Source organism: Pseudomonadota bacterium, from assembly GCA_023229365.1.
In the GTDB taxonomy this organism is placed as follows: Bacteria; Myxococcota_A; Polyangia; order JAAYKL01; family JAAYKL01; genus JALNZK01.
Genome location: JALNZK010000012.1, coordinates 1 through 22,519 on the forward strand (window position 1 = coordinate 1; position 22,519 = coordinate 22,519).

Below are 22,519 nucleotides of genomic sequence, written 5' to 3' on the forward strand. Positions count from 1 at the left end.
CCGCGAGCTCCTTCGGGATGGGCTCCTTCTGATCCACCTCCTCGCCGAGCTCGCGGCGGATCGCCTTGAGCTGCTCGCGGAGGTAGTACTCGCGCTGCGTCTTCTCGACCTTCTCCCGGATGTCCTCGCGGATCTTCCCGGCGAGCCGCGCGAGCTCGAGCTCGCGGGTGAGCGCCTCGGCGACGAGCAAGAGCCGCTCCTCGACCTTCGTGTTCGCGAGGAGCGCGAGCCGGTCGTTCCTCGGGAGGTCGATGTGCGAGGCGACGAAGTCCGTGAGCTGCGCCGGGCCCTCGAGGTTGGCGGCGGCGATGTTGAACCCCTCCGGCAGCCCGGGGATCTCGCGGAACAGCTCCTGCAGCGACATCCGCGAGGCGCGCCACAGGGCCTTGTTCGCCATCGTGTCCTCGTACGTGTCGGGCGGGTAGTCGACCTTCGCTATCAGGAACGGCTCGGTGCGCGCGTACTTCTCGACCTTCACGCGGGTGACGCACTCCACGACGACGGAGCGGTTCCCGTCGGGCAGGTTCAGCACCTTGAGCACGCGGGCGAGCACGCCGCTCTCGAGGAGCTGCTCCGGGCGCGGCGGCTCCGGGTGCGCCTCGTCGAGCGCCTCGAGCCGCGGCAGGAGCGCGACGAAGGGCCCCTGCGCGAGCGCGAACTCCATGGCCTCGCGGGACTTCTCGGAGCCGAGCAGCATCGGCAGCGTCATCCCGGGGAAGAGGATGTGCTCGTCGAGCGGGACGACGATGAGGTGCATCGGGCGCTCGCCCGACATCGGAATCAGCCCGTGCTCGTCCGGCTTCGCGGGCTCGCCCTGCTTGTGGACCGGGTTGCCGTGCTCGTCGAGGAGGATGGTCTTTTCGTCCGTCATGTCACCGTCCCTTGAAGGCGTCTCGGGGGATTGTAGGCACGTGCGGCGCGGGTGGCAACCCGGGAGGAAGCGGCGAAGCGCGGGACGGCGGGGACAATCAGGACTGGCAGGACTCCCGCATCCCACCTGTCCCGCAAGTCCTAGCAGTCCCACTCCGCCTTCGTCCCACTGCGGCCGCTGGGCCTCTACGCGTACGAGATCGAAAGCCCGCTCACGAGGACGTGCCACCCGTCGACCGCGAGGAAGAGGAGCAGCTTGAGCGGCAGCGACACGGCCGCGGGCGGGATCGTCTGCAGGCCGAGCGCGAGGAGCGCGTTGCCCGTGATGAGATCGATCACGAGGAACGGCAGGAGCAGGAGGAACCCGATCATGAACGCCTCGATGATCTCCGTGATGGCGAACGCGGGCAGGAGCACGCGGACGGATCGCGGATCCGAGGCGGCGCCGTCGGGCTGGAGATCGCGGAAGAAGGCCACCTCCCCGTCCGGGGTGTTCGCCGCGAGGAAATCGACCATGGGGGGCGACACCGCGTCGTAGAGGGCGCGCGCCTCGCCGATCCCGAGCGGGTCGCCCGGCGCCGCGGCCGGATCCGCGGTGCGGGTCACGGACTCGGCGGCGTCGGCCATCTCCGAGGCGACCGGCGCCATGATGCCGAGGCTGAGCACGACCGCGAGCGCGGTGATCACGGAGGCGGGCGGCACGCCGGGCGCGCCGAGCGCCGAGCGCATGAGGTGGAGCACGACCGCGATCTTGGCGAACGACGTCCCGGCGATGAGCGCGAACGGCGCGATCGCGGCGAGCGCCATGATGCCGAGGTGGCTGAACATGGCGGTCTCGCCGGTCACGGCGCCTCTTCGGGTCCCGCGGCGGGTGCGCGCGGCGCGGAGGGTTTGTGGAACGCGACGCCGTGCTCCGACACGCCGACGACGAGGAGCTCGCCGTCCACGTCGACCAGGTAGAGGTTGCGGCGGGGATCGAGCGCGAGCCGTTCGACGACCCGCATCCGGGCGTCCCCGCGGCGCGCGGCGAGGCGGGGGCCGAGGAACCTCGCGGCGGCCCACGCGGCGAGCGCGACCAGGGCGAGCACGAGCGCGGACTTGGCGACCAGGGGGCCGAAGTCCGCGAGCAGGGATCCGGACGCGAGCAGCATGGCCACGGACGATACTTGGCCCCGCCGGCGTGTCAACGGAGAACGCGCCCGGCGCTTGTGGATCCGCCGCGATTCCGACAAACTCGACGAGGCGGGACACGAGGAGGTGGCCATGCGTGCGCTGTTCCGGATCGGGTGCGTCCTTCTTGCGGCGGCGGGGAGCGGGGCGTGCGACGGCGGGGAGACGTCCTCCGGCATGAGCTGCGACACCGACACGGACTCCGACGGCGACTCCGACACGGACGGGGATTCGGACGCGGGCGCCGACGGCGGCGCCGACGGGGGCGACGCGGACACCGACGCCGACGCCTTCACGCTGTTCACGCCCGCCGATGGCGAGCACTTCTACCGCCTCGCGCCGGTGCTCTTCTCGGGGCACACGCCAGGCCCGCTCGAGGTGTTCGCGGACGGCGAGTGGCTGCTCGGCTCGGCGCCGGCGGCGGGAGAGTTCTCGTTCTCCTACGCGTTCAGCGGCACGGGCGCGCGGCCTATCACGTTCGTCGTCGGCGGCGATCTCGCGCTGTCGATCACGCTCACCATCGACGAGAACCTCGGGAGCGTCTGCCTCGACCCCGGGCACCCCTCCTCGGACGGCGACAAGCTGTGGGAGGCGATCATCAACCGCAAGGTCGGGTTCTACCTCGAGGATCTTCTGCGCGCGGCGGGCTGGGACGTGCTCCTCACGACCGACGACATCAGCGAGGAGACCATCTTCGCGGACGACTTCGACAACGAGGGCGCGGAGGAGCAGGCGATGCTCGTCGTGTCCTCGCTCGGCTCGCGCACCGACGCGTGCAACGCGTGGCCCGCGGACTACTTCATCTCGCTCCACCACAACGCGGTGACCGACACGGTCGTCAACTACACGCTCACGATCTACGGCGAGGACACGGCGTACGACCCTTGGTTCGCGGACGCGCCCGACTGGGCGGCGCTGACGACGGACCACCTGTACGACGTGATGGACGTGACCGGGTACCAGACCTGGGGCGATCGCAGCGCGCTCGGCTACGGGCTGTACGTGCTGCAGAACACGGACGCGATCGGCATCCTCACCGAGGGGTCGTTCTACTCGAACCCCGAGGAGTACGACCTCCTCAACACGGACGACAGCTACCTCGCGGGCGAGGCGGAGGCGATCTTCGCGGCGTTCGACGAGTTCACGGCGGGGTAGGGGAGCCTTGTCCCGAGAGGCGCAGCGGCTTTGGGCCGGGATCCTCGCGATCGCGGCTTGCCTCGCCGCCTGCGGGCCGCCGCGAATCCCGGAGGGGCCTCCGGGCGAGGGCGGGAACGTCGGCGGCAAGTACCGCTGCGCCGACGTCTCCGGGAGATCGGATCCGTGGCTCGTCGAGTGGGTCGGCACGAACAAGGCGCGGATCCAGGCGGCCTCACAGGACGGGGTGCTGCTCGTGCGCTACGCGAGCTGCGAGCTCGAGGTCCTGTACGGCTGCGAGCGCGAGGGCGACTACGCCCTGGTCGCGACGACGCCGAGCTCGAGCACCGAGTACATCACCAGCCAGGAAGACATCTTCGCCAAGCTCCCGATAGGCGCGCTGAACCTCGCCGCCGAGTTCCGCGCCGGAGACAGGTGGTCGCTCGACTACGTCATCGTCGGGATGCGGCGGGCGCGGACTGCGGCGTTCGGCCGCGACGCGCTCTCCGTCGGGTGCGCGCGTGCGACGCACTTCGTTTCCGGCATGGCGATAGGCGCGTACCGCCTCGTGTCCGAAGCGCGCCGCCGAGCGGGCGTGGAGGCAGGCGTTTCCGGCGCGGGCGCCGGCGCGTCGACCGCTGCGGGCGCGGGCACGCTGCGCCAGGACGGCTTCCCGGAGACGTGCGCCGGCGAGCAGGCGCGCGCCGACGATCCGCGCTGCCAGGCGATCGTGCAGCTGTTCCTCGAGCCTTTAGGCGAACGGGCCGCGGACGAGCAGCCGGCGGCCCCCGCGAGCGGCGCCGGGGCGGGCGCGGCGACCCCGCCTGTCGCCGTGACGCAGAAGGGCGCCGCCAGCTACGGCGCGCAGCTCGAGGGGGCGTGGGCCGCGCTGCGCGACAAGGCGAAGGGCGCCGATCTGGAGCGTCGGCTCGAGCTGTACCAGCGGTTCCTCAGCGACTACCCGGTGGAGAACCCGCACGCGGCCGGCGCGCGGCAGGAGATCGCGCGCATCGACGACGCGCTCGCGGCGAGGGCAGCGGCAGAGGGTGCGGACGCCGAGAAGGAGAGGAAGCTCGCCGCCGAGCGCGAGCGGGCGACGCTGATCCGTGAGGCGTACGAGGCCGCGCGCGGGGCGAAGGGCAGCGCGGCCGAACGGCTGGCGATCTGGAAGCGGTTCATCCAGGCCTACCCGGGAGAGGACAACCCGTACCTGAAGACCGCGATCCGCGAGGCGAAGCGGCTCTCCGCGCAGGGCGAGACGTCGTCGAAGGAGGTCGGTCCCGCGGGCGTGGAGTGGGTCTACTCGGCTCCCGCCGGCGTGCGCTTGACGCGGAGCGAGATCACGGTGGAGCAGTACCGGGCGTGCGTGGGCGCCGGGGCCTGCTCGTCGGCGGGCCTCGGCGTGCCGTTCGACGGCGCCGTCGAGCGCCCGGAAGCGGCGGCGACGTGCAACTGGGGAAAGGCCGGCCGCGGGAAGCACCCGATGAACTGCATCGATTGGCGGCAGGCGGTGGCGGTGTGCGCCTGGCTCGGCGGCAGGCTGCCGACGGAGGAGGAGTGGGCCGCGGAGGCGTCCGACGCCGGCGGGCGTCTGTGGCCGTGGGCCGGGGCCGCCGGCGTCTCCTGCGATAGGGCGGTGTGGGGCGGGGGCGCCGAGGGGGACGGCTGCGGCCGCGGTGCGACCTGGCCGGTCTGCTCGAAGCGCGGCGGCGACAGCGCCTCCGGGCTCTGTGACGTCGTCGGCAACCTCTGGGAGTGGACGAGCTCGGCCTACGACGGCGAGCACGACTGGCGCGTGCAGCGCGGCGGCTCCTGGCACACGGGCGATCCGTCGCTGGCGACCGCGCAGGTGCGGGGCAGCGCCGGTCCGACGCAACGGGACGGGTACACAGGCGTGCGCTGCGCGCGGACCGGGAGCTGACGGCGGGCTCACCCCAGCGGGAGGGACGGTTCGATAGGATCCCCGGGTTCAGCGCGGGGTGAGGCGCCGCACCTGCCGCGCGATGCCGACGGCGAACGGGATCAGGCAGACGAAGAAGACCATCGCGCCGAAGATGAGCGGGATCCGCGCCTCGGCGTAGCCGACTTCCGCGATCTCGGGAGCGAAGCCGTCCCCCCAGGCGATCGCCTCGGCTACCATCATGCGCCCGTATACCCAGCCCGCGACGCCGACGAGCAGCGGCACCGGGACGTTGGCGATCCCGAGGATGAACGACCACCTCCGCGCGAACGCCGCGTGGAGGATCGCCGCGACGAATGCGGCGAGGCCGAAGAGCGTGATGAAGGGCATGGCAAAGCCGCCTTCCAGGAAAAGATCCATGGTCGCCTCCTCGTTGCGGTCGGTCGTCGTGGATTCTAGTGCGGCGTGGGGCGGGGCTCAACCGGCGACGCTACTCCCAGTAGTAATAGGGGTTGTACGGGCGCGGGGGCGGGGGCGGTGCGAAGCCGGGGTCCGGGCTGTGTGGGAACGGATTCGGTTCGTAGGGGCGGGGCGGCGGCGGGTAGTAGGGCCGGATGACGCCGCGGGCGATCAGCCCTTGGTGATCGTCATAGTAGATTGCAAGCTTGGAGTCGGGCCGGCGGCTTCGCCGTTCGAACGTCGTCTCGGAGGCGGGCGAGTAACGATCCTCCCCGTAGCCGGTGCCGATCCCCTGCTCGGAGCGCTCGCGCGCCGCGTAGCCACCCGCCGCGTCACCGCTCGCGGACGGCGCGGCCGACTTGCCGTGAGAGGAGCCGAGCCTGCGGGACTCGTAGTAGTCGTCTTCGTATACCGGAACGGGGCGCCTGTCCTTCTCACGGAAGATCGCGACGCCGATCACGCCGACGTCGCTGTCGTCGCCCATGCGTGCTGCGTAGGACTCCTCCACCTCAGTGAACCGGAACGCCGCGACGCCGCTCCATGACGTCCTGAACCCGTCGATCTCCACCGAGGCATACGGGTCGATGACGTACCCGCGCTGGCGCTTGTAGTTGCCCTGGCGGCCCGTGATCACGTCACGGCCGTCCACGGTGACAACCGCCTCGACGCGCTCGCCGGTGCCGTTGTAGACGCGGATCGTGTATCGCAGCCCCTGGCGCCCTTCGACGAAGGTGTAGCCGCGATGATGGTACGTCGGCAGGACGCCGTCGTCCGAGTCGATCTGGACGCTGAAACTCCCGCCCCACGAAACCGAACGGGACATCTTCTGCGCGGCGGCGGGCGCCGCGTACAACGCTACGGCGACGGCGCCGGCGGCGACCGCGAGGGCGACTGTCGAAACGGAACGGCGCATGTCTCTCCTCCTTGAACGGCTCAGGTGGATTTCCTGTGCTCCTGCGGTGAGACGGGCGGCCGGGAAAAAGGATCTACTCGCGCTGTCCCCGATGCATTCCCTCGCGCCAGCGCCGCAGGTCCTCTGCCGTGTCGATATCCCACAACGTCGGGCCGCGCCGCACCGAGAAGCCGGAGCTCATGACCGCGTGCTCCAGCGCGGCGAGCGCGCCTCCTGTCCCGAGAGGGACGGTGCGGAGCGCCTCGCGGATATCGACCGTGGCACCGAGCGCCCAGAAGCCGCCGTCCTCGGCGGGACCTATCGACACGTCCGCCTCGTCGAGCAGGGATGCTGCGCTGAGCACGTCGGCGGGAGCTATCTCGGGGTGATCCGCACCGACGGCGACGACGCCGCGCCGCGGGGCGTTCGGGTCGGGGCAAAACAGCGCGCAGAGGTTCCCGAGCATGTCCGCGTTCGGCTGGGGACGCAGGTTCGAGGCGATCGCGGCCGGAAGCGGAGACGACGCCGGCCACTCCCCGAGGTGCCAGAGCACCGGTGCGAGATCCGGTCGCTCCCGGCACGCCGCGACGACAGCGGCGATGGTCCTGTCGAGCAGCTCTGTGTACACGGCGAGCGCCTCAGCCGCCCCGATCTCCTCGGCGAGGCGCGTCTTGACGCGGCCGAGGATCGGCGCACGCACGAACAGCGCGATCTCGAGCATCCCTCTTTTCTTGTCTGTCCCCACGTTGCGTCCTTATCCTATCGGCAATCCCCCATCAACGTGTCCGCCTACCCCGTGAACGTCGACTGTCGAGCGCCGGTGGACGCCTTGGAGTAGCAGTACGCGCACCCTCCGAGGCACACGTCGTCGTAGCGGCCGATCTCCTCGCTCTCGACGCAGAGGCAGTGCGTCCGCTGGGAGCGATCCCGGCCCAGCGTGCAGGGCTCTCCGTGCGGATGGCCATGGGCGAGGATGTCCGCGGGAACGCACTGCGCGGGCTGGACGTACGGGCTCAACGAGAGGTTGTCGGGTTGCGCGCACGAGAGGAGCGCGATGCCGAGCGGTCGCGCGATTTCGACCATCGAGCGCACGAAGGCCGGTTTCTCCTCTTCGCGCCAGCGAGGGATCCCCGCGGCCTCGAACTGCGGAGCCAGATCGCCCTTGAGGCTGCGATACGAAGGAAAGGAGAACGTGCACGTGGTCACGCCGAGCGCCGACATCGCGGCCGCGATACGTGCGAAGTCTTCGAGCCGCGAGTGTCCGGCGAGGATCGGATCGAACCGCCACCGCACGCGCCAGGGCTCGTCGTGGAAGGCGCCGACGAGCGCCGGCAGGGCGTCGATCGCGGCGTCGACGGACGGTGTCGCGGGTTCGAGGCGTCCTCCGCCGAGTCCCGTGATCGTGAGGTTGACGATCGGGTTCGCGAGCTCGAGGCGCACGAGATCGTGGAGCGCGCCGCCGCGGAGGAAAGGTGCGAGGTGTCTCGTCCAGAAAACGACGCCATAGAGCGGGCGCGTTCTCGAGCGCGCCACCCGGCCGCGGATCCGGGACGCGCACGTCTCGGCGTGGAAGCCAGGCAGATCGGTGCGCCGCGACGCGGACAGGATGAGCGGGCGGCCGCTCTTTTCGGGCTGGCCCATCGCGGCATTCTATCCCGGCGGGCCGCTCGCGTCAGCCTCGCAGCGAGAGGGTCGCATTGACCTGCCCGCGGCTGTGTGATAGTTGATTGGCAACGATTTCGGGAGGTTGCAATGCGCGTAATTGAGACCGAAGAGGCCGCCCGGCGACTGGCGCGGGCGATCGCATCGGACCTGTCACTCTACAATGAGGACAAGATCCTCGAGGGGCTCCAGGCCGACAACCTCTACGAGATCCTCGCCGAGGAGATCGAAGAGGGGCGCGAGCTGTTCCGCGGCCGCGTCATGCCCGAGCTGTTCGGGCTGAATTTCTACGATCGCGCGATTATCGATCTGCTCATCAAGTCCAAGGGCCACATCAAGTGCAAGCTCTGGTAGGTCGGTGATCCACGAACCTTCCCTTTCGGAAAGCGACATCCTCGACGTCTGGCGCTGGGTCGTGGAGGACGGCGATCGCGGTGCGCGGCTCGACAAGTTCCTGTCCCGCCAGGAAGACGTCGAGATCACGCGATCGCAGCTGAAGCGGGTCATCGACGCGGGGTTCGCGCGCGTCGACGGAACGGCCGCACGCCCGGCGAGACTCCTTCGGCCCGGTCAGATCGTCGAGTTGCGCGTGCCGCCCCCCGAGCCGCTCTCGGCCGAGCCCGAGCCGATCCCGATCGAGATCCGCTACGAGGACGAGCACGTCGTGGTCGTCGACAAGCCGCAGGGGCTCGTCGTGCACCCGGCCCCGGGCCACGCGCGCGGGACGCTCGTGAACGCCCTGCTGCACTGGTGCGCGCCGCGGGGAGGCGATCCGCTTCGCCCGGGCATCGTCCACAGGCTCGACAAGGACACCTCCGGGTTGATGGTCGTCGCCAAGACCGAGGCGGCCCACGCGCACCTCGCGGTGCAGTTCCACGAGCACACCGTAGATCGACGCTACCGGGTCCTCGTTTCCGGGACGCCTCCGGATCGCGGCGAGTGGCGCACGCTGCACGGCAGGCGCGAGGGCGATCGCAAGCTGTTCAGCTCGCGGGTGAGGCGCGGCAGGAGCGCGGTGAGCGCTTTCGAGACCGTGGAGCGTTTCCCCGCCGGGCCGGCGGCGATGCTCGCCGTGACGCTGTCGACCGGGCGGACCCACCAGGTGCGCGTGCATTGTGCGGACCACGGCCTTCCGGTGCTCGGCGATCGCGCGTACGGCCCCAAGCACCTCCAGCCCGCCCTGCGCGCGGTCCACGATGCGCTCCCCGGACAGGCGCTCCACGCCGAGTTGCTGGGGTTCGACCATCCGATCCTCGGACGGCGGATGACGTTCACGAGCGAGCCGAACCCCGCGTTCTCGGCCGCGCTCGACGCGCTGCGCCACCTCGGCGAGGCGATCGGCTGACCGACCCCGAGCCTTCACTTCCATCTGTTGGTTCGAATATTGCTTCCGACGGGAGACGGATTTTGCCGAAAAGATGACAAGACTGTTATAAGTACGCGAAAATCCAGGAATGATGGAACGGAGAATCGACAAGCTCGGGACGAGGTGTTGCTGAAACGACACGCTTGCAGTGTGGCAAACGCGTGTCACTGTGACTTTTTGATACAGTTTCGAATTGGAATATGAGGAATTTCGAGATGAAGCGCGCTATCGTACTCGCGGATGAACGAAGTGCTAGAATCGTAAATGGTTCCGGGCATATGAAGGCTCTGGCGAAGGTGGGCGGACTGCCGCTCATCATCCGGAACCTCCGGACCCTGCACGCGGCGGGCGTCGAGGAAGCGATCGTCGTCACCGGCTATCAGGACCAGCGCGTGCGGCGAGCGCTCGAGAGCTATCACCTCGGCATCAAGGTCACCGTGGTGCACAACGAGAACTGGCACCTCGGCAGCGCCCACTCCCTGATCGCCGCTTCGGGGTGGATCGAGGACCAGACGATACTCGTTCCGTCGGACCACATGTACCCGCCGTCGCTCGTGCGGCGCGTCATCCACTGCCCGGTCGCCGCGGACTCGGTGCTGCTCGCGGTGGACCGACGCCGCGACGAGGTGTTCGACGAGGAGGAGTGCATCAAGGTCCGGCTCAAGGGCGATCTCGTCACCGATCTCGGGACCGACCTTGACGACGCGGATGGCGTCTGTCCGGGGCTCGTGCGGATCTCCGCACAGCTCGTGGAGCGCCTGCGGCGGCTGCTGCACGACGTCGACATCGATCTCCTCGACGCGCTCCGCGCCATGGCCCGACGCGGCCAGGTGCGCACGCTGGACGTCGAGAACGCCCGGTGGATCAGCATCTCGAGCCCGCAGGCGCGCCGCTACGCCGAGCTGCTCCTGCAGCTCCATGGCGACACGCTCGAGACTGCCTACGCCGGGGAGCACGCCGTGCTGCTGAACCCCGGTCCCGTGGTGACAACACCGCGCGTCAAGGCCGCCGTCGGGGCGCGCGACATGTGCCACCGCGAGCCGATCTTCTCGAGCCTGTTCGATTCCGTGACGCGGAAGATGAAGACGGTGTTCTGCGCGGACAAGGACCACGACGTGCTCGTCGTCACCGCGTCGGGCACGGGCGGCATGGAGTCGGCGATCAACACGTTCGTCCCGGCGACCGGGAAGTTCCTCGTGATCAGGAACGGCGCGTTCGGCGAGCGGCTGGCCGAGATCGCGCGGACGCACGGCATCGCGGTCGAGGAGATCGCGCTGTCCTGGGGCGCACCGATCCCGCTCGACGAGGTGGAGCGCCTGCTCGACGCGCGGCCCGACATCAAGGCCGTGGGCATCGTGCACCACGAGACCTCGGTCGGCGTGCTGAACCCGGTCGCCGCCGTGGGCGCCATGACGCGCAAGCGGGGGGTGACGCTCATCGTGGACACGGTTTCGAGCCTCGGGGCCGAGGACGTCGACGTTGTGCGCGACAACATCGACGTGTGCGTCGCGAGTGCCAACAAGTGCCTGCACGCGTTCGCCGGCCTCGTATCGGTCTGCGTTCGCCGGGACGTTTGGCAGACCATCGAGGGCGACAAGCCGCGGTCGTACTACCTGGATCTGCGAAGGTACCGCGCGTTCCTCAGGGACCGCTGCCAGACGCCCTTCACGCCGGCGGTCAACACGATGATGTCGCTCAACGCGGCGCTGGACGAGCTGCTCGAGGTCGGGCTCGTCGGACGGCGCAACCACTACGTGCGCCTGAACGATCGCATCCGGCGCGGGCTCCTGTCGCTCGGCATGGACCTGGTCGACGAGGAGCGCTCGTCGCACAGCATCACGGTCGTCAAGGTGCCGGACGGCATGACGTACCAGGACATTTACCTCGGCCTCAAGGATCGCGGGTTCATCGTCTACGAGAGCAAGGGCGCCATGTCCGGGGGGTACTTCCAGGTCGCCAACATGGGCGCGCTCGAGGAGATCCACATCGACGAGTTCCTCGCCGCCATGGGGCAGGTGCTCGCCGAGGCACGCCACGGCTCGCTCGTCTCCGCCGCCGCCGGGGCGCTGCGGCTCGTCTGAGCACGACGGGCGCGGGAGGAGAACCGGCGCGCCCCTTCTACTTCTTGAACAGGGCGTGGAGGTCGGCGAGCGCTGCCGAACGGCTCTTCTTCTCGCCGCCGCCGGACTGCCCGGATGACGGGCCCGAGCGCGGGCCGCCGGTCGTCTCGACCATGGGGGGCAGGGCGTGCTGCCCGCTCTCCCGCCGCGGCGCCTGGGACCGCTCTCCGGGCACCGGCGCGGGCTTGAGGGAGAGCGCGATGCGGTTCTTCTCCGGGATCACCTCGGGCACGCGTGCCGTGACGCTCTGGCCGATCCGCACGACCTGCGACGGCTCGTCCACGAACTCGGTCGAGAGCTGCGACACGTGGATCATCGCCTCCGTGGACAGCCCGATGTTGACGAAGGCGCCGAACCGCGTGAGGTTCGTGACGACGCCGTCCACCACCATCCCCGGCTTCAGATCGCGGACGGTCTTCACGAGCGGGTTGAGGCGCTTGATCGTCCGCACCGCCTGGGATCGGTGTCCTCCTCCGTCGGCCGCCAGCGCCGCGCCGCCCTTGCGCCGGACGCGCCGCGCCCAGCCCGCGATGAGGCGCGCCTCGGACAGCACGGCGTCGAGCTTCTCGGGATCGAGATCGGTGGAGTACTCGCCGAGGCCCAGCGCGCCCGGCGCCACCTTCCCGAACTCGCTTGTCGGGCGCTGCGCGCGCCTCCCGAGCACGACGGCCGCTCCGATCGCCTGTGGGAGCTCGACGTCCAACTCCTCGCGCGCCTCCTTGAGCGCGCCCGTATGCACGCGTGTCACCGGGAGCTCGCCGAGGGCCGCGACCGCCGTGTTCAGGCGATCCGTGTCGCCCGCGGATATCGGCAGCGCCGCGGCTTCGGGCTTGTGCTCCTCGACGAGCGCCGCGACAGCGGCCGGGAGGTCCTCGCCGCCGGGGATGATCCGGGTGGCGACGGGGACGCCCGCCTTGTCGATCACCGCGGCGCCGATGGGCGAGCTCACGCTCCCGACGTACAGCGCGAGCAGCGGCTCGACCTTGACCGGCGGCGCGGTCAGGAGACCGAGGTAGGCGAGGCTCGCGGAGCGCAGCGCCTCCGACTCGGCCCGGTGATCGAGCTGGACGCGGATCGCCCGCTCGAGGTTGCCGAGGACGAGCTCCTCGAGGACGCCGTCCGAGCCGCGCTTCTGCGCGCAAAGCCCGAGCGAGGGGAGGCGGGCCTCGGACTGCTCGCGGATCTCGTCGTGCGGCAGAATCAGCGAGATCCGGAGGATCCCCGCGCGCTCGCCGCGTCGGGCGCCGAGCCATTGGTAGCCGCGGATCTCCGCGATGCCGATCTTCGAGGTGGCGTGCGACGAGAACTGGTCTGCGTCCGGGTGGTCTGGCGCCGCGACCTCGATCCGGATCCATCCGGCGCGCAGCGACAGCTCGACGCTCGCCCGCCACAGCTCCACGTGTCCGTCGAGCGCCTTGCCCCACGCGTCGTGATCCGGGTGGGACGCGCGCTGGCACATCCGCGCGGCCCGCTCGAGCGCGCCCAGCTCCTGCGGCGTGGTCGCGATCTTCATGGCGCCGTCCGGGAGCTTCAGACCGCTCTGGCCGAGAACGCGTCGCAGCTCGCGGGCGGCCCCTTTCCACGCGGCGAACGCTCGGTGGGCGTCCGCGAGCTCGCACAGCCGGGCCGCCGGGAACGGGGCCAGGGATGCGTCGTTGCCCTCCAGGAGCGGCGCGATGCCGTCCGCCTGGTCGAGGGCACGACCGATCCTCTGGAGCGCGTCACGCTCGCAAGAGTCGTAGAGGCTGCGGTTCAACCGCTTTGTCAGCTCGATGAAATCCATGCTATTCGCGTTGTGTATCACTATCCCGGGAACGTGGAACGACGCGGCCGGGAGTGTGAATCTTGTTGGCGAACTCTATCTGCCGCGGACGCAGCGGGCGCGGCAGTCATAATCGAAGCGTACCGCCAAATCGTTGGACGCGCCAGAGGTAATGCCGACGATGACGCCGCGCTTGTCGCCGCGCCGCGTCGAGGTCCACATCACGTAGGGCTCTTCCTTGAGCTTGCCGGACGCGAACGCCGCGACCGCCTCCTCCTCGGTCGGGAGGCGCCAGTCGTCCTTGTCGGCGAGCACCAGCTTCTCGCAGTACGCCTTGGCCGCGGCGAGGTTGACGTTCTCGCCGTTGTGGTACTGCTGGACCCACATCCCGTCGAGCTCGAAGTACGCCTGCATCTGGTCGGCGAGCGCCTTCTCCTCGGCCGCGGCGGCGGCCGCGACGCGCGCGGCGGAGGAGGCGGCCTCGGCGGCCCGGGCCTGCTCGATCTGCCGCATGCAGGTCGCGTCGTCCGCGCACCCGTCGTCCTCGCAATCGAGGAGGCCGTCGTTGTCCTGATCGACGTTGTCCACGCAGTCGTTGGCGCCCTTGCCCTCGGGGCCGGCCATGCAGGAAGAGAGGGCGAGCGCACCGAACGCAAGGCCGAGCGTCTTTCGCATGTTCTTCACTCCAGCATCATGGTCGCGCCCGCGCGGAGCGCGGCGGCTCGGGCGATCGGCGGAGAGATAGGGATTCGAACCCTAGGTACCTTGCGGTACACACGATTTCCAGTCGTGCACCTTCGGCCACTCGGTCATCTCTCCTTTTCCAAAGAGTGCGGGCTTGACGCCCGGCGGAGAGAGTGGGATTCGAACCCACGGAGGTAGTTAGCCTCACACGATTTCGAATCGTGCGCCTTCGGCCACTCGGCCATCTCTCCGCCGCGCAAAATATATGCGGGCAGATGGCGCGTCAAGTGCCGTGGGGGGTGTCTGCGCCTCAGAACCCCACGCCAACGCCCATCTGGGCGCTCATGGTGTACCGCCCCTCCTCGGGGAACACGTAGTTGTCGTCCTGTTTCGTGGGCTTCATGGGGAGGTACCCGGCGACGAAGATGTCGAAATCGAAGTCGTAGAGCCGGAACATCCTGACGCCGATGCGCCCGAAGGCGTGGGGTGCGAAGTCGTTGATGGTGTCGATTCCGCCGCCCAACTCCTCCGCCCGCCGCTCGAACCTCAGGTACTGCAGGCCGAGGCCGAGGGCGAAGTAGAAGGTCGCGGCCGCGTTCGCGCTCAGCTCGTACCCGATCCCGACGTCGGCGCCGGCCGCTATCTTGAGCACGGGCTTGTCCTCCTCGGCCTCCTTCGGCCAGCCCGAGAAGGTGAGCCGCCCGAACACCTGCCAGTGCCTCGCCCCGCGCGTGACGCCGAACGCACCGCCGGGCACGAACTCGGCGCCCGAGCCCGTGCGGTACGCCGCCTGGAACAGCTCGAACCGCCAGACGTTGACGCCCTGCACGGCCATGGCGTGGCTCGCCCGCTCGATGGCGGAGAGCTTCGTGATGTCCTCGGCGAGGGAGACCGGGTCGTTGCCGAGGACGAGCGACATCGCCTCGGAGACCCGCGCGGGGAGGGAGTCTCCCTTGCCGATCGTGAACCGGATCGGGACGTTCTCGTCGAGCCGCATCGTCAGCTGCTGGCTGCCGCCGACCCGGAACAGCTCGACCGTGAGCGCGACCCGGCAGTCGGCCCCGACGAGCGCGTGGCTCGGGTGGCGCGCGAGCTCGATCTCGACGAGCTTCAAGAGCCCCGGCTGCATTTTCGGATCGTCCGCCTGGACGGTCAGGCAGGTCGTCACCGCCGCGGCGCGCCCGCCGCATGGCAGGGCGACGATCGCGAGGAGCGCGAGCGCAGCGGCGAGCAGCGGGCCATGTGGTGCGCGGTTCGGCACGTCGTCCTCTCCTCGCTCCGCTAGAACACCACGCCGAGCTTCAGCGACACGCCCGGGAACCACGTGCGCAGCTTGCCCGAGGTGTCCTCGGTCTGGGCCACGTAGGCCGGGGCGTTGATCTCGCCCTGGAGGTAGAACTGCACCGCCGACGCGCGCATGAACTCCCAGCCGATCACGCCGTCGATGTCGAGGCCGCCTGTAACGAGCGTGGAGCGCGTGTCGTCGTGATCGCGGTGATCCACGTCCTTGATCGCCCGGAACCACAGGAGCTCGAAGGTCGCGCCCGCGCCCAGGTAGAAGGAGCTCAGGCCGCGCGGATCGAAGTAGTGGAGGAAGTGCACGGCCATTCCCGCGTCACCACCGAGGTCGATGTGGCCGCCTTCCGGGTTCTCGTCGACCGAGGTCGACTGGGTGCCGATGCCGATCTGGGCCATCGCCTCGAGCCCCCAGTTCTCGAAGCGCCCGCGGTACCCGAGCCCGGCCTTGAGGGGGCTGAACACGCGGATCTTCGACTCCGTGCCGCCCTCGTTCGCGCCGCTCTCGATCGCCGAGTCGATCTGGCCGCCCCGCAGCTGCGTGCCCAGGATGAGCACGAAGTGGTTCGACCCCTTGACCCGCTGGACGGACTTCTGCGAGTCGGACCTGAGCACGTTCTCGCGGTTGATGGTGTCACTGATCGGGACGTCGTCGAGGAGCGCGAGCACGGCGCGCTCCGCGTACTGGCTGAGCTCCGAGGGGAAGAGCTGATCCACCCGCTCCTCGCGGCCGGTGCCGCTGTAGCGCGCGAACACGGTCCACCCCTCGCGCAGCGGATACAGCTCGACGACGATCCGCTGCTCGCACTTGTCGTCGACGGCGACGTAGCCGGGCTGGTGCGTGACGAAGTGCTCGAAGAGCCGCTTCAGGTAGACGACGGAGGTCTGGCCGAAGGGCAGCTTCGTGTCGCTCGTCCACAGCGGGATGGGCCCGCGGCCGGGCTTCGGCGGCCCCTCGGCCGGCGGGAAGGAAGGCCTAGGCGGCGCGGCCTTGCGCCCGCTCGGCGTGATCGGGAAGCCCTTCCCGGAGGGAGGGCCGGGCAGGAGCGCCGCGTCCTGTCCGTCGGGAGGCGGCTCGCCCGGGACCAGCGCCGGCGCCTCCGCTTCCGTGGGCGAAGCGGCCTCCGCTTCGGGCGCGGCCTCCTGGGCCACGGGTTGCTCCTCCCCGGCGGCGTCCTTCGAAGGCGCGGCCTGTCCGGCGCTGTCGTCCAGCCGCTCGACGACCTGTACGCACACCTTGACGTCCGCGGCGGACGCCGGCGCCGACGCGAGCATCAGTGCGGCGAGCGCGGCACAGCCGATGGCGAGTTCGTGTTTCATGGTGTCCTCCTTGTTTGCAGGAGGCGTTTGCAAGCTCCGTGCCGTTCGCCGAGAAGTGCGAGGAGTCAGGAACGGCGCGGTTTCGGGGCATGTCGGGCGTTCGGGAAACTGTGAACTGTGGTCACACCGTGACTCTCGGTCACGGTTCGATCCCGAGCCGCGCCGCGATCCAGTCGAGGATCTCTTCCGCGAGCTCGATCTTGGAGAGGCGGCCCGTGCTGCGCTCGAACCCGGCGTCGTCGACGAGGACCGCGGTGTTGTCCTTGCCGCCGAGCGCGTCCGCGGCGAGGTTGCCGACGATCAGGTGGCAGCGCTTCGCCATAAGCTTGGTCCGCGACGCGTCGACGAGCGCCTCGGTCTCGAGCGCGAAGCCGACCAGGACGGGCCGCGCCGACCCTTTGAAGCGCGCGCCGAGCCCCGCGAGGATGTCCGGGTTTAGCACGAGCTCGATCGTCGGCGCCGTATCCAAGGACTTCTTGATCTTCCTCTCACTCGGGCGGGCCGGGCGGAAGTCCGCCACGGCGGCGGCCATCACGATCGCGTCGGCGCCCGCCGCGGCGTCGTTCATCGCGCGCTCCATCTCGAGCGCCGTGCACACACGGATCACGGTCGCGCCGCGCGGCGGCTCGAGCTCCGTCGGGCCTGTCACGAGCGTCACGGTTGCGCCGCGCCGTCCCGCGGCGGAGGCGATCGCGTAGCCCATCCGGCCAGAGGATCGGTTCGAGATGAACCGCACCGGGTCGAGCGCCTCCTCGGTCGGGCCGGCCGCGACGACGACGCGCTTGCCGTCGAGATCCCGGCGCAGCGCCGCTGCGACGGCCCCGAGGATCTCCTCCGGCTCCGCCATCCGGCCCGCGCCCACCGTTCCGCACGCGAGCTCGCCGTGCCCGGGCTGCACGATCCGCCAGCCGTGCTCGCCCACGAGGATCGCGACGTTGCGCCGCGTCGCCGGGTTCGCCCACATGTTCGAGTTCATCGCCGGCGCGGCGATCACGGGACCCGTGAACGCGAGCGTCACGGCGGAGATGAGGTCGCTCGCGCGGCCGCAAGCGCATCGCGCCAGATAGTCGGCCGTGGCCGGGGCCACCACGAGCAGCTCCGCGTCGTTCGGCAGATCGATGTGCTCGAGCGCACCCGCGGTCCGGCCGAACATCTTCACCGGCACCGGCTTGCCCGAGAGCGTCTCCATGGTGAGCGGCGTGATGAACTCGCACGCGGCCTCGCTCATGACGACGCGCACGTCGGCGCCGGCCTTGACCATGCGCCGACAGAGATCGGCGGCCTTGTAGGCCGCGATGCCGCCGGTCACTCCGAGGAGAATCTTGCGACCCTGCATGAGTTGGGCTCCTGTGGGGCGACCTGCGACGCGGGCAGCCTCCCTCCAGGCTTTCGGGAGGCAACCCGCTGCGCGGTCGCCCTTTTTGCGGGCTCGGATGCTATATCATTTCGCGCCTTTTTGTGTGACCGCCGAAACATCTGTAGTTTTTTTGCTTACATCTCCCCACCATGGTATACATTGGGCATACAGCGCGGAGAGGCGGTCCGCGATAGGAGGGTGCGATGAGCAACGGTGACGAGACGAAGAGCGCGAAGGACGGCAGGGACTTGATACGGCTCCGGGTCGACGGATCGACCGCCGCCGTGAACACGCTGCGGGATCAGCACACCGCGCGCGGCATGTCCTTGGTCTGCCCCTTCCCGGCGCTCGAGGTCGAAATCCCGGTCCGCTTCGGGAAGGCCGACGAGGCGATGACGGTGGGCACGATCCACCGAATCGGTGTCGAGGACGATCCGGAGGGCGGGCTGCCGCGCCTGCGCCTGTCGGTCCGGGTTCGCGAGACGCGCTCCACGGTCGTCGCCTCGCCGTCGAGATCGCTGCTCGACGAGGCGAGCCGGACCACCCATGCTCCTGACGCCAACGCGCAGACCGACCTCGACATCCTGTCCGGAACGGAGTTCGAGGATATTCGTCTCGACGATATCGTAGGAGAGGAGAGCCTCGAGCTCGGCGAGGTGCGCGCCGAGGCGGGCGAGGAACTCACCGTTCCCTCGCCGCCGCCGCTCCCGGCGGCCGCCGAGCCGGCGTGGGTCGGGTGCGGCGAGATCGCGTTGCCGGCGCACCTCGGCGAAAGGGAGCGGACGCGGCGCCGGCGTCGCCTCGGGACGTTCGCCGCGTGGGCGTTCATCTTCGGGATCGCGGCCGGCGGGGTCTACGTGCTCGGAAGGGCCGAGGTCGTGGACTTCGGATCCCTCCGCGATGCGATCGCGGGTTTCGATCTCTCCTCCGCGCCCGACAGCGCGCGGCTCGAACCGATCGCCTTCATCGACACGGCCGCGACCCGCGCCGTCTCGGCTGTGGCGAGCGAGTCCGCGGGGGCCGCCACCGGCTGGGAGACCCACGCCGATGCGGAGGTCGATCTGGAAACGGAGACGCCCGCACCACTGCCCGCGACCGAATCCGCGGTCGCGGAGGCGGAGCCAGTGGAAGCCGCGTCCGACGCGGCTGAAGCGCTCACCGAGGAAGAGGACACGATCACGTTGCCGACCCGCTGGCCGGCCGAGTACGCGAGCGCCTACCGCCTGCGGAACCCGAACGGTGTGGTCGTCGACGTCCCAGGCGCTCTCGTGGCGCGCGAGGGGTACATCGAGGTCGGCGACGAGCACCCGATGGTGCGCTCGGTCAAGGCGATGCAGCGCGAGACCGGCGCGCGATTCGTCGTGTACGTCAACGGCGAGCTGCCGCGATTCATGACGGCGCCGAAGACGAACGGAATCGCGCTCAAGCTGATCCGCGACGCAGTGGCCGCCGCGGGCCCCGCCGAAGCGGTCGCCGCTCTCGATAAGTGAGCGCGGCCACCGATAGCCCGCTCTGGCCCCGCTTCCTGCCGCTCCTCGGCGCACGCGCAATCGTCGGTGTCTTCCTCGTGCTCGGGCTCGCCCCGATCTGCGTCGACGACTACTTCCGGGTGTTCCACGCCGACTGGTGGTGGGATCACCCGAGCTTCACGAGCTCCCACGAGTGGCTGCCGGGCTACCTCTACGTGTACGGACCCGTCGTCGGCTTCACACACGATCTCGTCGTCGCGCCCCGCGTCCTGACCACCGCGCTGCAGCTGGTCGCCGGCGCGCTCATCGCGCTCCTCCCGAATGCGGCGCGGGGCACCAGGCTCCTCGCGGCCGGCATCTTCCTGTTCTCTCCGCTCTCTCTCGCCCTCGGCACGGCGCCGCTCTCCGAGACGCTCCTCTTCTGCCTGCTCGTCGCGGGGGTCGGGGCGCTCGCGCGGTACCTCGCGTCCGGCGACGTCCGCATCGGTCTGGTCGCCGCCGTGCTCTACCTCGCCGCGACGGCCGTGCGGTACGAAGGATTCGTCTTCGCCGCCGTGTTCTTCGCCCTCGTCGTCGCAAGACGGCCGGCGAACGCTGGGCGCTGGCTCGGGGTCGCCGTGGCGGCGGTTCCGTGGATCTTCCCGATCGCGTGGACGGCGCTTCTGTGGGCTTCCGTGGGAGCGCCGTTTTCGTACCTCGGCAGCGTCCGCGACGATCACTTCGGCCCGGGCGACGTCCTCGGATCGCTCGCCTCGGCGGAGGGGGCCGTGACCGCGCTCCTCGCCCTCGCCGCCCTCGCCGTCTCCGCGGTGCGGGTCGCGGCGTCAGCCGTTCGCGGGGAGCTCGGGGGGCGGGTCCTCGAGCTTCACACCGTGGTCGCCATGGCCTTGGCCGGCGCCGTGATCCTCACCGGCAACGTTCCCTCCCAGTACCCGCTCCGCCTCCTCTTCCCGGTGATCGCGTTCGGCGCGCTGCCGCTCGCGGAAGCGGCCCTCGCCCGCTTCGCCGCGCACCCCCGCGCCGCGGTGCTCGCCGTCGCCGGAGCGGCCCTCTCGTTCGCAGGCGCCGGGCTCGCCGTCGTTTCGCGGGCACCGGGTGTTCCCGCCGAGGACCTCGAGGTCGCGGCCGCGATTCGGGAAGGCTATTCGAGCGGGACCCTGCGCGACGAGGAGCACGTGGTCATCCAGCGAGACCTCCCGTCTGCGGCGGCCGTCTTCGTGTTCGCGAACATCGACGATCGCGTCCACGTCGACGCGCTGGGCGTGAGGTGCCCGGCGAGGCTCCTCACGGCTAGCCCGGCCCTGTGCCCGGATCCCGCCTGGGCGAGGCGGGCGCGGGTGGCCGTCGTCCGCGCGGGCGGCTTCGAGGAGCTCTACGTCGCGAGGCTCGGTTGGACACTCGGCGGAGTGGCTGGGACATGGCGTCTTTACGTGTGGCGCGAGGGTGCACCGGGCCTTGCCAAGGGCGCCGTTTTCAGGATTCGTGACCGGCGCGCACCGCCTTGGTAGACTCGTCGCAATGATCGGGCTCGTGGACATCCAGCGCACGTTCGACGGCGAGAAGGCCTTGGACGGCCTGTCGCTCCGCGTGCCGGAGGGGGTGCTCTTCGGCGTGATGGGCCCCGGCGGGTGCGGCAAGTCGACCTTGTGCCGCGTGATCTGCGGCCTCGTGCGGCCGGAGTCGGGCGTGGCGATCGTCGACGGGGTCGACCTCATGCGCTCCGGGCGGCGGGAGATCGCCGCGGTCCAGCGCCGTTGCGGCGTCCAGTTCCAGAACGACGCGCTGTTCGAGCACATGACCGTGCTCGAGAACGTGGAGTACCCGCTGCGCCGGCTCACGTCGCTCGGGAACGTTGAGATCAGAGCGCGCGCCGAGGAGCGCCTGGGGATGGTCGGGCTCGACGGCTACGAGGACCGGCTGCCCAACCGGCTCTCGGGAGGGCAGCGGCGGCGGGTCGCGCTCGCGCGAGCCTGCGTCAACGATCCGCGGCTGCTCGTCTGCGACGATCCGACGGCAGGGCTCGATCCGGTCACCTCGCGGAAGATCCTCGAGATGATCCTGGGGATCCGGTTCCAGACACAGAACACCGTGATCGTCGTGTCGTCCGACGTCGTGGGGCTCATGTCGGTGTGCGACGACGCGGCGCTCGTGTGGGACGGCCGCGTGATCGCGCAGGGCCGGCCGCAGGCGTTCGCCGCGAACCCCGCGCCCGAGGTGCGGCGCTTCCTCGCGGACGCTCGCCTTCCGTTCGGGAGCGCCCCGTGGGAGTGACGGCATACCCGGCGAAGGTCGGGCGCGTCTTCCTCGACGCGTCGATCGAGGTGGGCGGCACGGCGCGGCTCACCGTCGACATCCTGCGCCGGCTCGTGCCCCCGGCCTTCGACGTCGGCGAGCTGAAGCGGTGCCTCTACCGCATGGGCTACAAGTCGCTGTCGATCATGGTCGCGACGTCGCTCGTCGTGGGCATCATCCTCGTCATCCAGGCGTTCGTGTTCGTCGATCGCTACGGCCTGCGTTCGCAGCTCGGATCCGGCGCGGGCTTCAACACCGTCCGCGAGCTCGGGCCGATCATCCTCGCGCTCATGTTCTCGGGCCGCGTGGGCGCCTTCACGGCGGCGGAGCTCGGCACGATGACCGTGACCGACCAGGTGGACGGGCTCCGCTGCCTCGCGATCGATCCCATCTCCTACCTCGTCGTGCCGCGCTTCCTCGCGATGATCGTGTCGCTCGTCGCCCTGACGATCGTCGGCAACACGATGGCGCTGGTGAGCGCGTCGATCATGGGCGACGTGATGATGGACGTGGACCTGTACACGTTCTGGAGCAACCTGTTCGTCCAGCTGACGCCGTGGGACTACGCGCTGGGCGTCACCAAGTCGGCGCTGTTCGGCGCGATCGTCGCGGTGACGAGCTGCTACCACGGGCTCGCCACGACGGGCGGCGCGCCGGGCGTCGGCCTGTCGGTCAACAAGGCCGTGGTCTCTTCGGCGGTGGCGATCTTCGTCGTCGACTTCTTCTCGACCTTCGTGCTCGGGTGACGAGGGGCGCGGACCGTCGC

Annotated in this window: 21 protein-coding genes and 2 tRNA genes; 9 read left to right on the forward strand and 14 right to left on the reverse strand. The window is 70.0% G+C overall.

Going from position 1 to position 22,519, the window contains the following annotated elements; genetic code table 11:
• The 3 genes from M0R80_08885 to fliO all read right to left on the reverse strand — a co-directional run.
• Positions 1 to 871 (reverse strand): LON peptidase substrate-binding domain-containing protein (locus M0R80_08885; protein ID MCK9459740.1); only part of this gene is annotated, 871 nt, incomplete at its 3' end.
• A 185-nt stretch (positions 872 to 1,056) separates the two neighbouring features.
• Positions 1,057 to 1,716: a flagellar type III secretion system pore protein FliP gene (locus M0R80_08890; GenBank protein MCK9459741.1), complete on the reverse strand. Its 660-nt coding sequence runs from the start codon at positions 1,714 to 1,716 to the stop codon at positions 1,057 to 1,059.
• Positions 1,713 to 2,021, reverse strand: a complete 309-nt coding sequence (gene fliO, locus M0R80_08895) for a flagellar biosynthetic protein FliO (GenBank protein ID MCK9459742.1) — start codon at positions 2,019 to 2,021, stop codon at positions 1,713 to 1,715. The genes M0R80_08890 and fliO overlap by 4 nt, the downstream gene beginning before the upstream one ends.
• 112 nt (positions 2,022 to 2,133) lie before the next feature.
• Between fliO and M0R80_08900 the strand changes: the two genes are divergently transcribed.
• Together M0R80_08900 and M0R80_08905 are read left to right on the forward strand one after the other, a co-directional pair.
• A complete protein-coding gene (locus M0R80_08900) occupies positions 2,134 to 3,195 on the forward strand; it encodes an N-acetylmuramoyl-L-alanine amidase (protein ID MCK9459743.1) in 1,062 nt (353 codons plus the stop codon).
• Between the two features lie 7 nt (positions 3,196 to 3,202).
• Positions 3,203 to 5,095, forward strand: a complete 1,893-nt coding sequence (locus M0R80_08905) for a formylglycine-generating enzyme family protein (GenBank protein ID MCK9459744.1) — start codon at positions 3,203 to 3,205, stop codon at positions 5,093 to 5,095.
• A gap of 48 nt (positions 5,096 to 5,143) precedes the next feature.
• Here the strand turns inward: M0R80_08905 and M0R80_08910 are convergent, their stop codons facing one another.
• The 4 genes from M0R80_08910 to M0R80_08925 form a co-directional block, all read right to left on the reverse strand.
• Entirely contained in the window at positions 5,144 to 5,494 is a 351-nt protein-coding gene (locus tag M0R80_08910) for a hypothetical protein (protein MCK9459745.1), read from the reverse strand.
• A gap of 70 nt (positions 5,495 to 5,564) precedes the next feature.
• Positions 5,565 to 6,446 (reverse strand): hypothetical protein, encoded by an 882-nt coding sequence (locus tag M0R80_08915; protein MCK9459746.1) that lies wholly within the window; start codon positions 6,444 to 6,446, stop codon positions 5,565 to 5,567.
• A 73-nt stretch (positions 6,447 to 6,519) separates the two neighbouring features.
• The gene (locus tag M0R80_08920) at positions 6,520 to 7,170 is read right to left on the reverse strand and encodes a DUF2064 domain-containing protein (protein MCK9459747.1); all 651 of its coding nucleotides are present in this window, start codon (positions 7,168 to 7,170) and stop codon (positions 6,520 to 6,522) included.
• Positions 7,171 to 7,214: 44 nt separating this feature from the next.
• Positions 7,215 to 8,066, reverse strand: coding sequence for a DUF1848 domain-containing protein (locus tag M0R80_08925; protein MCK9459748.1), 852 nt, complete (start codon positions 8,064 to 8,066; stop codon positions 7,215 to 7,217).
• Positions 8,067 to 8,177: 111 nt separating this feature from the next.
• On the opposite strand from M0R80_08925, the gene M0R80_08930 reads away from it, so the two are divergent.
• From M0R80_08930 to M0R80_08940, 3 genes are all read left to right on the forward strand, one after another.
• Positions 8,178 to 8,441: a hypothetical protein gene (locus M0R80_08930; protein ID MCK9459749.1), complete on the forward strand. Its 264-nt coding sequence runs from the start codon at positions 8,178 to 8,180 to the stop codon at positions 8,439 to 8,441.
• Between the two features lie 4 nt (positions 8,442 to 8,445).
• Positions 8,446 to 9,432, forward strand: coding sequence for an RluA family pseudouridine synthase (locus tag M0R80_08935; GenBank protein ID MCK9459750.1), 987 nt, complete (start codon positions 8,446 to 8,448; stop codon positions 9,430 to 9,432).
• A 299-nt stretch (positions 9,433 to 9,731) separates the two neighbouring features.
• Positions 9,732 to 11,534 carry an aminotransferase class V-fold PLP-dependent enzyme gene (locus tag M0R80_08940; protein MCK9459751.1) on the forward strand — a complete coding sequence of 601 codons (1,803 nt, stop codon included), beginning with the start codon at positions 9,732 to 9,734 and terminating at the stop codon, positions 11,532 to 11,534.
• A 37-nt stretch (positions 11,535 to 11,571) separates the two neighbouring features.
• Here the strand turns inward: M0R80_08940 and M0R80_08945 are convergent, their stop codons facing one another.
• The 7 genes from M0R80_08945 to coaBC all read right to left on the reverse strand — a co-directional run bounded on the left by M0R80_08945 (position 11,572) and on the right by coaBC (position 17,971).
• Positions 11,572 to 13,356 carry a S1 RNA-binding domain-containing protein gene (locus M0R80_08945; protein MCK9459752.1) on the reverse strand — a complete coding sequence of 595 codons (1,785 nt, stop codon included), beginning with the start codon at positions 13,354 to 13,356 and terminating at the stop codon, positions 11,572 to 11,574.
• Positions 13,357 to 13,431: 75 nt separating this feature from the next.
• The gene (locus M0R80_08950) at positions 13,432 to 14,019 is read right to left on the reverse strand and encodes a hypothetical protein (protein ID MCK9459753.1); all 588 of its coding nucleotides are present in this window, start codon (positions 14,017 to 14,019) and stop codon (positions 13,432 to 13,434) included.
• A gap of 50 nt (positions 14,020 to 14,069) precedes the next feature.
• Positions 14,070 to 14,154, reverse strand: a tRNA-Ser gene (locus M0R80_08955).
• 30 nt (positions 14,155 to 14,184) lie between these two features.
• Positions 14,185 to 14,270 (reverse strand) — tRNA-Ser (locus M0R80_08960).
• Positions 14,271 to 14,329: 59 nt separating this feature from the next.
• A complete protein-coding gene (locus M0R80_08965; protein ID MCK9459754.1) occupies positions 14,330 to 15,280 on the reverse strand; it encodes a hypothetical protein in 951 nt (316 codons plus the stop codon).
• 20 nt (positions 15,281 to 15,300) lie between these two features.
• The gene (locus M0R80_08970; protein MCK9459755.1) at positions 15,301 to 16,635 is read right to left on the reverse strand and encodes a hypothetical protein; all 1,335 of its coding nucleotides are present in this window, start codon (positions 16,633 to 16,635) and stop codon (positions 15,301 to 15,303) included.
• 139 nt (positions 16,636 to 16,774) lie between these two features.
• The gene (gene coaBC, locus M0R80_08975; GenBank protein ID MCK9459756.1) at positions 16,775 to 17,971 is read right to left on the reverse strand and encodes a bifunctional phosphopantothenoylcysteine decarboxylase/phosphopantothenate--cysteine ligase CoaBC; all 1,197 of its coding nucleotides are present in this window, start codon (positions 17,969 to 17,971) and stop codon (positions 16,775 to 16,777) included.
• A gap of 224 nt (positions 17,972 to 18,195) precedes the next feature.
• Between coaBC and M0R80_08980 the strand changes: the two genes are divergently transcribed.
• The 4 genes from M0R80_08980 to M0R80_08995 are packed head-to-tail and all read left to right on the forward strand — an operon-like array spanning position 18,196 to position 22,499.
• Entirely contained in the window at positions 18,196 to 19,482 is a 1,287-nt protein-coding gene (locus tag M0R80_08980) for an AMIN domain-containing protein (protein MCK9459757.1), read from the forward strand.
• Entirely contained in the window at positions 19,479 to 20,969 is a 1,491-nt protein-coding gene (locus tag M0R80_08985; GenBank protein ID MCK9459758.1) for a hypothetical protein, read from the forward strand. Before M0R80_08980 ends, M0R80_08985 begins: the two co-directional genes overlap by 4 nt.
• A 10-nt stretch (positions 20,970 to 20,979) precedes the next feature.
• Complete coding sequence (locus M0R80_08990) at positions 20,980 to 21,732, forward strand: ATP-binding cassette domain-containing protein (protein ID MCK9459759.1); 753 nt, start codon at positions 20,980 to 20,982, stop codon at positions 21,730 to 21,732.
• Positions 21,723 to 22,499: an ABC transporter permease gene (locus M0R80_08995; protein ID MCK9459760.1), complete on the forward strand. Its 777-nt coding sequence runs from the start codon at positions 21,723 to 21,725 to the stop codon at positions 22,497 to 22,499. Before M0R80_08990 ends, M0R80_08995 begins: the two co-directional genes overlap by 10 nt.
• Positions 22,500 to 22,519 lie beyond the last annotated feature (20 nt).

Bases quoted from the DNA above. Each gene is read 5' to 3' on its own strand.
- M0R80_08930 (MCK9459749.1), top strand. From the start codon at position 8,178: ATGCGCGTAATTGAGACCGAAGAGGCCGCCCGGCGACTGGCGCGGGCG.
- coaBC (MCK9459756.1), bottom strand. From the start codon at position 17,971: ATGCAGGGTCGCAAGATTCTCCTCGGAGTGACCGGCGGCATCGCGGCC.
- M0R80_08990 (MCK9459759.1), top strand. From the start codon at position 20,980: ATGATCGGGCTCGTGGACATCCAGCGCACGTTCGACGGCGAGAAGGCC.
- M0R80_08910 (MCK9459745.1), bottom strand. From the start codon at position 5,494: ATGGATCTTTTCCTGGAAGGCGGCTTTGCCATGCCCTTCATCACGCTC.
- fliO (MCK9459742.1), bottom strand. From the start codon at position 2,021: ATGCTGCTCGCGTCCGGATCCCTGCTCGCGGACTTCGGCCCCCTGGTC.
- M0R80_08980 (MCK9459757.1), top strand. From the start codon at position 18,196: ATGAGCAACGGTGACGAGACGAAGAGCGCGAAGGACGGCAGGGACTTG.
- M0R80_08940 (MCK9459751.1), top strand. From the start codon at position 9,732: ATGAAGGCTCTGGCGAAGGTGGGCGGACTGCCGCTCATCATCCGGAAC.
- M0R80_08945 (MCK9459752.1), bottom strand. From the start codon at position 13,356: ATGGATTTCATCGAGCTGACAAAGCGGTTGAACCGCAGCCTCTACGAC.
- M0R80_08915 (MCK9459746.1), bottom strand. From the start codon at position 6,446: ATGCGCCGTTCCGTTTCGACAGTCGCCCTCGCGGTCGCCGCCGGCGCC.
- M0R80_08900 (MCK9459743.1), top strand. From the start codon at position 2,134: ATGCGTGCGCTGTTCCGGATCGGGTGCGTCCTTCTTGCGGCGGCGGGG.
- M0R80_08925 (MCK9459748.1), bottom strand. From the start codon at position 8,066: ATGGGCCAGCCCGAAAAGAGCGGCCGCCCGCTCATCCTGTCCGCGTCG.
- M0R80_08970 (MCK9459755.1), bottom strand. From the start codon at position 16,635: ATGAAACACGAACTCGCCATCGGCTGTGCCGCGCTCGCCGCACTGATG.